The 9,804-nt window shown below is 71.7% G+C and carries 4 protein-coding genes and 1 pseudogene; 1 reads left to right on the top strand and 4 read right to left on the bottom strand.

Translation table 11 applies throughout. The annotated features are described in order from the left end of the window. The 4 genes and pseudogenes from AC1D1T_RS26065 to AC1D1T_RS26050 form a co-directional block, all read right to left on the bottom strand. Nucleotides 1–1,438, bottom strand: a pseudogene (locus AC1D1T_RS26065) (hypothetical protein); the annotation flags it as partial. Then, nucleotides 1,435–2,934 (bottom strand): hypothetical protein, encoded by a 1,500-nt coding sequence (locus tag AC1D1T_RS26060; protein WP_477992772.1) that lies wholly within the window; start codon nucleotides 2,932–2,934, stop codon nucleotides 1,435–1,437. The gene AC1D1T_RS26060 and the pseudogene AC1D1T_RS26065, both read right to left, overlap by 4 nt. After that, the gene (locus AC1D1T_RS26055) at nucleotides 2,931–4,877 is read right to left on the bottom strand and encodes a cytochrome P450 family protein (RefSeq protein ID WP_477825346.1); all 1,947 of its coding nucleotides are present in this window, start codon (nucleotides 4,875–4,877) and stop codon (nucleotides 2,931–2,933) included. The genes AC1D1T_RS26060 and AC1D1T_RS26055 overlap by 4 nt, the downstream gene beginning before the upstream one ends. Before the next feature lie 51 nt (nucleotides 4,878–4,928). Further along, nucleotides 4,929–8,990 carry an ATP-binding protein gene (locus tag AC1D1T_RS26050; protein WP_477825347.1) on the bottom strand — a complete coding sequence of 1,354 codons (4,062 nt, stop codon included), beginning with the start codon at nucleotides 8,988–8,990 and terminating at the stop codon, nucleotides 4,929–4,931. Between the two features lie 197 nt (nucleotides 8,991–9,187). On the opposite strand from AC1D1T_RS26050, the gene AC1D1T_RS26045 reads away from it, so the two are divergent. Further along, the coding region (locus tag AC1D1T_RS26045) for a CHASE3 domain-containing protein (RefSeq protein WP_477992771.1) at nucleotides 9,188–9,804 on the top strand (617 nt) is incomplete at its 3' end.

Genomic DNA, 9,804 nt, shown 5'->3' with positions numbered 1-9,804 from the left:
CGCGTGCCTGCACCTGCGTGCCAGGATCGTCCGGGTCAAAACGCTGCCAGCTGTCGCGGCTGCCCTGCAGGTGCGTCTTCGGCAGCCAGACGAACACGTTGCGCCGGAACGGGTTGCGCTGGCCGAGCCACAGACCGAAGGTCGGCCAGCGCGGCACGGCCGCATCGAACAGGTGGATCGGGAAGTTGGAACACAGCCCGCCGTCGGAGAACCAGCAGCGCTTCAACACCCGCTCTTCGCGCGGCATCTCGTGGTCGACCGCCCACAGCGGCACCGCCGAGAACAGCAGCGGAAAGCTCAGGCTCATGCGCGCCGCGACGAGGATCGGCAGGTCGCCGCGGGGCAGTTCAAGCAGGTTCTCGCTCTCCGCCTCCTGGCCGGCCGGTGGATCGAAATCGCTGGCCGGCGCATACGGTCGCGCCGCTTTCACCATCGCCGCGACCACCCGGTCCGGGAAGAACCGTTCCATGTCCTCGCGCCGGAAGTACACGCGATCGGTCTCGTCCTGCAGCGGCAGCCGGTACGGCCGGCCGTGCGTCACGTTGGTCGTGATCATCTCCAGGTTGATCGAGCGCAGCCGGCGGTCGTCGCCATCGCCCACCGCCACGCGCGGCGCACCCGGCGAGGCGGGTGCCGACCACAGGTCGCGGAAGGTCAGCGGCGCGTCTTCGCGGCGGAGACCGGCGGCGAGCTGGATGCCCTTGTCGAGCCACTCGATCAGGCCGGGGTCGGTCTTCGGGTCGCGCCCCGGCTGCGTCTTGCCATGGCACAGGCCGAGGTCGTTCTTCACGAGACCCTTGTCCAGGTCGGGCAGCAGCCCGTAGAACACGACGGCACCGATGACGCAGATCGGAATCGCCAGCACGAACCCGAGCAGGCTGCCCCAGCTGAACGGCGGCACCAGCGCGCAATCGGCCGCGATCAGCAGGCCGAGCAGGCCGCCCCACGACGCCGGCTTGCGGTAGCTGCGCAAGGCGGGCCAGCCCAGCCGCACCCAGCGCGGCACGCGGCTGCGGCGCGTTTCGCCGTAGATGTCGACCGCGCCGACGAAGAGATCGAACAGCCGCTGCCCCTCCGGCGCCGGCTGGAACAACGACAGCATCTTCGTGCGCAGCCCGCGCGGCCCCGGCTTCGCCAGATCGCCCGGCGCGCGCCGCAGCACCTCGAAGCCGTCGTCGTAGCCGTTGCGCCGGCCGTACTCGGCTGCGGCCGCGAGTGCCGCCGCCATCGCGCCCACCGAGGTGCCGCCGATGCTCTTGAAGCGGAATGCGCGTGCGATCTCGAGGATCGCCCACGGGTAGACGACGCCGCTCGCGACACCGCCCGTCAGCACCAGGTCGCAGAAGCGGTCGGCCGGCGGGCGCTCGGTCAGCGGCTCAGGCACTTCGACGAAGTCTTCGCCGGTGTCGAGCAGCGGCGCGGCCGTTCGCGCGGTCATTCGTAGTCTTCCCGGTCCACCGCATCGACCCACAGGTGGCCATGGTCCTCGGTCGCGAGCTGCTCCAGGCCGTCGCTCGTCGGGTACAGCAGGTAGGCGGTGCCGCGCGTGCGCACGAACGGCTTCAGGCCCTTGAACTCCGTCACGCCGCCGCGCTGCAACGCGTCGCCGGGCAGCACGAAGCTCGCATCGGGATCCTCATGGCGCGAGGCCAGCGGGTCCTTCGCGTTGCCCTCGTCGAGGTTGCCCATCGGCACGCGGTCGGCCCACTCGCCGAGCAGGTGCTCGAACTGGTTCTCGATGCTGCTGCAGAAGAACAGGCCGAGCAGGCCGCGCTCGATGCCGGATGCCTCGCCCTCTTTCCACCGGTCTCCGTACGGCGCGCCCCGCCGCAGCAGCGGACGCCGGCGCAGCTGGTGCGCAATCTGGCCCCCACGCGGGTTCATGCGGCGGATGTGCGCGCCGAATGGGCAGCCCTTGCCTTCGGCGTCGCCCGCGTAGTCGAAGTCCTCGCCCGGCGCACCGGTCGGCTGCTGCGTCTCGGGGTCGATGCGCCGCCCATCGGCGAAACGGCCGCACAGCTTGGCCCGCACGAGTTCGATCGCGTCATCCTCGTCGATCGTGCCTCGGCTGCCGACGGCGATCCACCTCGCCCGCTGCTTCAGGTAGGCGCGAAACGCGGGCTCGTCCTGCGCCATCTGCCGCAGCACGCCGAAGCTCGCCTCGCAGAAGAACGACCGCACCGCCTGCGGCTGCGCGGCCAGCGCCCATGGGTTGGCACCACCATCGTCCGTGTGGCCGAGCAGGAACTCGCCGGGGTTGTGGATCGAGACCTTCCGCAGCTTGCGGTGCTCCTTCGGGGGGATGTCCGGGTCGTGCGACCAGCCATTGATACCCACCTTCGACAGGCCGTCGCGGTAGCCGAAATGCACCCAGCGTTCTTCGGGCCTGCCGGGCGTGAGGCTGAAGTTCTCGCCCCGTGGCACCGTGTCGTCGATCTGCACGCAGAACCCCTTCGCCAGCCGCCCGACCCGCTTCAGCAACTCGGTGGACGCGGCGTCGTCATCGTGGTGCAGGCTGATCACCGCATGCAGCGCCTCCAGCTGAAAGCCGCTGTCCCAGTGGTCGGGCGCGCTCGATCCGGTGTCACCCAGCCGCGTCGCGGCCTGCACCGGCGCGCCGAGGTGGAACGACGGCGCGAGCTTCTGCAGCACCAGCAGCACGCGCAGCGGCAGCTTCAGCGCCTCCAGTCCGCGGTACGTGAAGCCGATGCTCAGCTGCGGGCCGCCGGGCTTCGGATCGCTCGGCCGGTACGTCACGTGCCTGCTCAGCGCCGAGAGAAAACGGCGCGTCTGCGAACCCGTCCCGTTGAACTTCAGCAGCAGGTGCTGCACCCGCCGTTGCTTCGGCGTGCACAGCACGATGCGCTGGACGTGGTCGAAGTGATTCCCCCACAGCGCACGCGACGTGGCCGGCTTCAGCGGCTGCGCCTTCATGGCGTGACTCCCAGCACGCGGCGGATCTGCTCCGCCTCGAGCGCAGGGTAGGCACTGAAGAAGTAGCCCTCCGCCACCGGCCGGTCGTTGCGGCGGATCAGGTCGATGAAGGCGCCGGGGTACTTGTTGACCGGCATCGGCGGAGCGTCTTCGATGTGCTCGAAGATCTTGTCGAACAGCTCACCCACCGCCAGCGCGAAATGCTCGATGTACGACTCGAACAGCCCGTCGTACACCGTGTGCAGCACCAGCCGGTTGTCGTTCTCGATGAACTCGAACCACGCGAAATGGATGTGCCGCGACTCGAGCAGCGCCGTCTCGATGCGCGGTGCGCCGGCGCGGATCACCGCCTTCAACGCCTCGGCATGCAGGGCGATCGGCGTCTTCACGCGCATCGACACGTTCAGCGCATGCTGGCGATCGAGCCGGCAGGTCAGCGGATAGCGCTTGCAGGTGAAGCCCCAGCGCCGCTCCAGGCCGACCACGGTGCCGTCTTCCGGATCGAACGCCTCGGCCAGCCCGCGCAGCAGCAGCACGCGGCGCACGATCGCGCTGATCAGCGGCCGCGCCAGCTTGTCACCGATGCACGAATGCAGGCCATGCCGCAAAGGGCCGCTGTCGGGGCCGCTGTCGATGCCGAAGATCAGCGGATCGGGCGCGGGCGGCGGTGTCTTGACCTTGCCTTCCTCGTCGAACGAGCCGACGAAGGCCGTGCCCTTTGCGCGCAACGCCGCGACGATCGAAAGCACGCACTCCTCGCCCCTCTTCAACGTCACGCCGCCCGGCAGCGTGAAGTCCTCGGTCACGCGGCGCGGCAGGTAGGCGGCCGGCGGGTTCAGGCGCAGCGCCTCGGCGATCCAGGGCCACAGCTCGTTCGACGGTTCCCCGTAGGTGCGCGCCACGCCGCGCAACGCCTCGACCAATCCATTGCGAAAGAACTCGTGCAGCGCCGAGCAGACGGCCGCCTGCACGTTGCCGACCACACCGGACATCACGCCGACGACGATCACACCCAGTTCCTCGCCGCTCAGGTCATCCTCCGGCAAGGTTCCCGCCTCACGGGCGAGGCACCCGAGGCGGCGCATCGCCGGTTCGAACCCAGGCACCTTGTCGGTCCGCAGGTCCACGCCGGTCGGGAGCGTCTGCGGGCTCATCGTCGGGTAGCGCTGGTACTCGTCGATCAGTTCGCAGGCTCGCGTGAACAGCACAGCCATCGGCCCGCGCGCAGCGGCCACAGGCGCGGGGTCGCTGACGAAATGCCGGCCGAGGATCTGGTGCGTGAGCGCCATGTACGCACCCCGCAGCGCGCTCTCCAGCACCGGGTAATCGCCCGTGGCGAAGCCGAACAGCCGGCTGCAGAAGCGCAGCGCGACCTGCTCGGCGAACTGCGCAAGGTCGAAGGACGGCGCGCGCAGCCAGATCGGCTCGGCCTCGGCAACCGCCAGTTCGGCCAGCGCGGTCACCGTTGAGGGGTCATAGCGCAGCGCCTTCGCGGCAGCGGTGCGCTGGCGCTTGCGCAGCGTCTCGTGGTCGAGGCCCAGCAGGAAGGTGCCGGAACCGAGCTTGTTGTAGGCCTCGTTGCTGAAGGCATCGCCGTTGCGCAGCACGGCCGCGATGTCGTCGGCATCCAGCAGCATCCGCACCTTCCTGTGCCCGTAGGTCCGGTCGTGCCGCACCGGACTGCCCTCAGGCTCGTACTCGTTCTCGTGGCGGATCGCGCGGCTTGGAACCGTCAGAACGCCCTCCAGGCCCGGGCGTTTCAGCAGTTGCTCGAACAACGCATCGCGCTGCGGCGGCAGGCTCTGCGGATCGTGCGGCCGCAGGTTGCGCCAGTCGCACAGCCACTCGAACAGCATGCGGTTGCGCGCATGGTTGGTCGTCGCTGCGGCGTACCAGGTCGGCAGATCGACCGGCCCGGGCCGGAACTTCCTGTCGGTCGTCATCACCACCTCCCCGCGTTGCCGCCTGAAATACTCAACTGACCGAGCTCAACCTCAACTGATGGACCGCAGTAGCTCTCGCGCCTGTCGCAGATCGTGCGTCTCCAGCCCTTCGGTGAACGACGCGTAGGCCGGCTTCAGCAGCTGCAGCGCCTCGCGCGTGCGGCCGTCCTCGTGCCACAGCCGCGCCAGGCTGGTGGCGCTGCGCAGCGCGAAGCCGCGCTTGTGCTGCTGCATCGCGAGCTCGTGCGCCGCGCGCAGGCCCTGCTCGGCCGCCCGGCGCGCCGCCGGCAGCAAGAGGCCGTCGCGGCGCAGCGTCAGCTCGGCGATCAAGCGGCGCACCTCGGCTTCGTAGTAGCGCTCGCCGTGCGCCTGCACGATGCCCATCGCCTCGTCGAGCCGCGCCAGCGCCTGCACCAGGTCGCCGCCGCGCGCGAGGCCTTCGGCCAGCAGCGTCAGGTACAGCGGCCGCGTGACGACGGCACCGCTGCGCGCCCACAGCGCCAGGCCCTCGCGCATCTCGGCCACGCCCTCGTCGTGCCGTCCGCGCTCGCACTGCAGCCAGCCGCGCATCACGTGCGCATGCGCGAGCCACACCGCGAAGCCGCCTTCGTCGCAGATCGCGATCGCCTGTTCGGCGCAGGCCAGCGCCTGCGCGTGCTCGCCGCGGTAGCGGTGCACGTTGGCGGCGAAGCCGAAGGCCTCGCCGAGGCTGAACTTGTGGTCGAGCGTGCGTGCGAGCTGCTGCACGCGGTCGATGCGCGCCAGCGCGTCGTCCGGGTGGCCGAGCTCCCACTGGCCCCAGGCCGAGTAGCACAGGCACATCACGCCCGGGTCCTGCACCGCGGCGCGGCGATGGTGCTCCGGCCGGTACACCGCCAGGCACTCGTCCATGCGCTGCACCGCGGCCAGCCCGTGCCCCTCGTGGAACAGGATGTTGGCCGTGGCCCAGCGCACCTGCAACCGCGCCATCGGGTCGCCGCCCTGCTCGGCCAGCGCCTCGGCACGCCGCGCGATCTCGTGCGCCCGCCCGAAATCACCGCGCATGAAGTGGTAACCCTCCAGCCCGAGCTGCGCCTTCAGCTGCGCGACCGGGTCGCCCAGCTCGTCGCCCAGCTGCTCGGCGCGCACGTAGGCCCGCTCGACCGGCGGCGCGCCATAGCCTTCGGTCGCGATGTAGCGCGACGCGAGCAGCAGTTGCAGGCGCAGCTCGATGCCGCGCCGCTCGCGCTCTTGAGTCGGTTCATGCAATTGGCTCCCCAGCAGCGCCAGCGCGCGCTGCAGGTGCTGGATCGACTCGTCGTGCGCCGAGCGCGAGGCCGCGAGCCGCGCCGCCACCTCCCACTGCCCGAGCGCCTCGGCCGCCAGGCCCGCCTCGGTCTGGTGATGGGCCAGCAGCTCGGGCTGGCGCTGCGCCAGTTCGGGCCACGAGGCGCGCAGCACCGCCGCGACCGCGCGGTGCACCTGCTGGCGATCGCGCGTCCACAGCGACTGGTAGGCGATGTCGCGCACCAGCGCGTGCTTGAAGGCGCAGCGCCGCTCGCCCGAGGCACCGCCCGCCTCGTTGCCGCCGACGCTGGTCAGCAGCCCCGACTGCTCGATCAGGTCGAGCTGCGCCGCCAGTTCCTGCGGCGTCATCGGCCGGCCGCCGTGCGCCAGCACCTGCTCCAGCAGCGCGACCGGGAACTCGCGCCCGAGCACGGCGCCGAACTGCGCGACGGCGCGCGCCGGGCCGAGCCGGTCCAGGCGCGCCATCAGCAGGTCCTGCAGGCTGCCCGGCACGTCGAGCGTCTGCGGCAGCACCTCGTCGAGCGTCGCCCTCTGCTCCACCGCCATGCGCGCCGATTCCTCGAGGAACAGCGGCACGCCGTCTGAGCGCCCGGCCAGCAGCCGCACCACGCCGGCCGGCAGCAGCGATTCGCCGCAGGCCTGCTTCAGCAGCCGGCGCGATTCGTCGGGGCGCAGGCCGTGCAGCTCGATGGCCTGGTGCACGACCGGCGGCTGCCAGGATGCCGCGGCGGAAGCGGCATCGTCGGTCGCGGTGCGCTCGGTCAGCAGCACCAGCATCGGTGCCTGCCCGCCGCTGGCCAGCAGGCGGCCGAGGAACTCGCGCGTCGACGGGTCGACCCAGTGCAGGTCTTCGACCACCAGGCAGACCGGCCGCGCCTGCGCCGCGCGCTGGAACCACTCGACCAGCGTCGCGAGCGTGCGTTCGCGCAGGCGCTCGGGCGTGCCGGCCAGCGGCTCGCCCGGCAGCGACAGCAGYGCCGCCAGCACCGGCAGCGCCTGCGCCGCATCCAGCCCGGGCGGCAGCGCGTCGGCCAGCTTGCGCAGGCGCGCCGGACCGTCGTCATCGTCGCGCAGCCCCAGCCAGTGGTGCATCGCGTCGATCACCGCATGGAAGGCGCTGCTCGCGTGGTCGGGCAGGCAGCGGCATTCGAACGAGCGCGCGCCGCGCGCCTTCAGGCCGTGGCGGAACTCGCGCACCAGCCGCGACTTGCCGATGCCGGCGTCGCCGCGCAGCTGCACCACGCGCAGCGCGCCGTCCTGCAGCGCGTCCCAGTGGCGCACCAGCGCGGCCAGCTCGTCGTCGCGGCCGACGAAGGGGGTGAGCCGCGGCAGCGCATCGAGCCGGTGCTCCTTGCGGTCGTGCAGCACGACGCCGGCGCGCTGGGCGCCCTCGATGCCCTTCAGCGCCAGCACGCCGTCCAGCGGCTGCACCGTGAAGCGATGCTGCACCAGCGCGAGCGTCATGTCGGAGACCAGCACCGTGCCCGGCGCCGCCTTGCTCTGCAGCCGCGCGGCCAGGTGGATCGACACGCCGACCGGCTGGCCGGCCATCACCGAGACGCGCCCGGTGGCGATGCCGATGCGCACCTGCACCGGCGTCGACATGCCGGCCACCGACTGCACGATCGCGAGGCCCGCCGCCACCGCCTGCTCGGCACTGCGCTCGCTGGCAGCCGGGTAGCCGAAGTACGACATCACGCCGTCGTCGCCCTGCGGATCGTCGGCGACGCCGCCGTGGCGCTCGATCTGCTCGATGCAGCGCTGGTGGAACTCGGCCAGCAGGCTCGCATAGCGCTCGCTGCCCAGCCGGTGCAGCCAGCCGGTGGAGTCGACGAAGTCGAACGACAGCGAGGTGACCTGGCGCGCATCGTTGCCGGCCGACGCGCGGGCGTCGGGCAGCACCAGCACCGCATCGCCATCGCCGTACAGCTGCAGCCACGGCGCGCCGCTCTTGTCATGCAAGCCGCGCGCTGCCCGCACCGCCTCGGCGATCGGCTGGGCCTGCGCGAGGCGCTCGCACAGCGCGCCGAACCAGCTGGGGGCCCCTTCCTCGGCGCTCGCGTCGCCGGGCGGCACGACCAGCAGGCTCGCCCCGAGCAGCGCCAGTTGCTGCGCGAGCAGCGCCAGCTGGAGCCCGGGGACCTGCCCGACGACGAAGAGCTTGGGCGGGCGCAACCACGTCACGCCGGCCAGCAACTCGTGCGGCGCACCGCTGTCGAGTCGGATCACGTCATGCCCGGCCAGCAGCCCGGCGATCGCATCGGGCGGCACGGCATCGCGCGCCAGCGTGGTCGACACGACGGCCGGGCTGTCGAGCGCCGGCAGCACCGGCCGGGTCGCCTCGGCGCGGCCGGCCGCATCGCCCAGCCGCAGCACCTGCAGCGGGCCGCGCCGCGGCACTCGCCGCACCGTGGTGGCCGTCAGGTCCGGTGGCGAATCGGGGTCGGCGGGCCGGTCGTCATCGACCAGCAGGTGCCGCGCGACCCGCCAGCGCTCGCCGAGCAGGCCGTGGCCGTCGCTGGCCAGCTCCCAGTGCAGGCCGTGCAGCGCCGCGCCGAGTTGCAGGTTCAGCCGGCGCGGCTCGCTGCCACGCAGCGTGGCACCGATGACGCCCGGGAACAGCTGAGCGAACAAGGTGACGCTCGCGTGCAGGTCGCCTTCAGCGGCGGCATGCGACAGCCGGCGCAACGCCGGCAGGTCGGGCACGGCCCGGGCATGCCGGCCCACCGATTGCCCATCGGTGATGAAGACATCGCAAGACCCGGATTCGTCCAGGCGCGCCGTGACGTGGAACGGCGGCAGATCGTGTGCTCGCGCACTGCGCATTCAAACTTCCCCCTGCGGGAAATCTAACCGCAAACGCGCCTGTCTGACACACTTTGCTACACGCCATCCGCCGGACTGTCGACCAGTTCCGCTTGCACTGTCATCCCCAATGTGTCGGATGGGTTGGAACCGGTACCGGCCCCGGCCGTCCGCGCATACCATGCACGACACCTCGGCTCGCCAGGGAGGGATGGCCCTTGGAATCGGCATCGTCAGAGCGCCCGGCCCGGCCGTGGTGGCGAACGGCGCAGCTCGCGCTGTGGCTGATCGTGGCCGGTGCCACCGCCTTCGGCGTGACCGCCGGCGCCGGCTACCGCGGCCTGCAGGACCTGGCCGGCCACGCCCAGGAGCGCCGGCGCGACGAGCAGACGCTCGGGCTGATCGACAGGACGCTCACGCTGCTGCTCGACATCGAGACCGGCCAGCGCGGCTACCTGCTCAGCGGCAGCACCGAAAGCCTGGAGCCGTACGAGCGCGGCAAGGCGAAGTTCCCCGACACCTATGCCGACCTGATGCAGCACCTGGCCACGCCGTCGGGGCCGCACGGCGACTTCGCCGCCGTCCGCCAGCGCATCGACGACCTGGTGCAACGCCGCATCGCGCTCGCCGATGCCCATGTGCTGAAGCGCCGCAGCGGCGACGTGGAACCCGCCGGCGCCGGCACCGACCTGGACGGCAAGCTCGCGATGGATGCGATCCGCGCCGAGCTCGATGCGCTCGCCGCCGTGCAGCGCGAGCACCTGGTCCGCCGCGACGCCGACGCCGCGCGGCTGCAGGCGCGCACCGCGGCGCTGATCGTCGCGCTGGCGGCCGG

This window comes from Rhizobacter sp. P2_H3 (genome assembly GCF_056403355.1).
The sequence above is the reverse complement of the archived record's forward strand: the minus strand, read 5'-3'. Positions and strand labels throughout refer to the sequence as shown.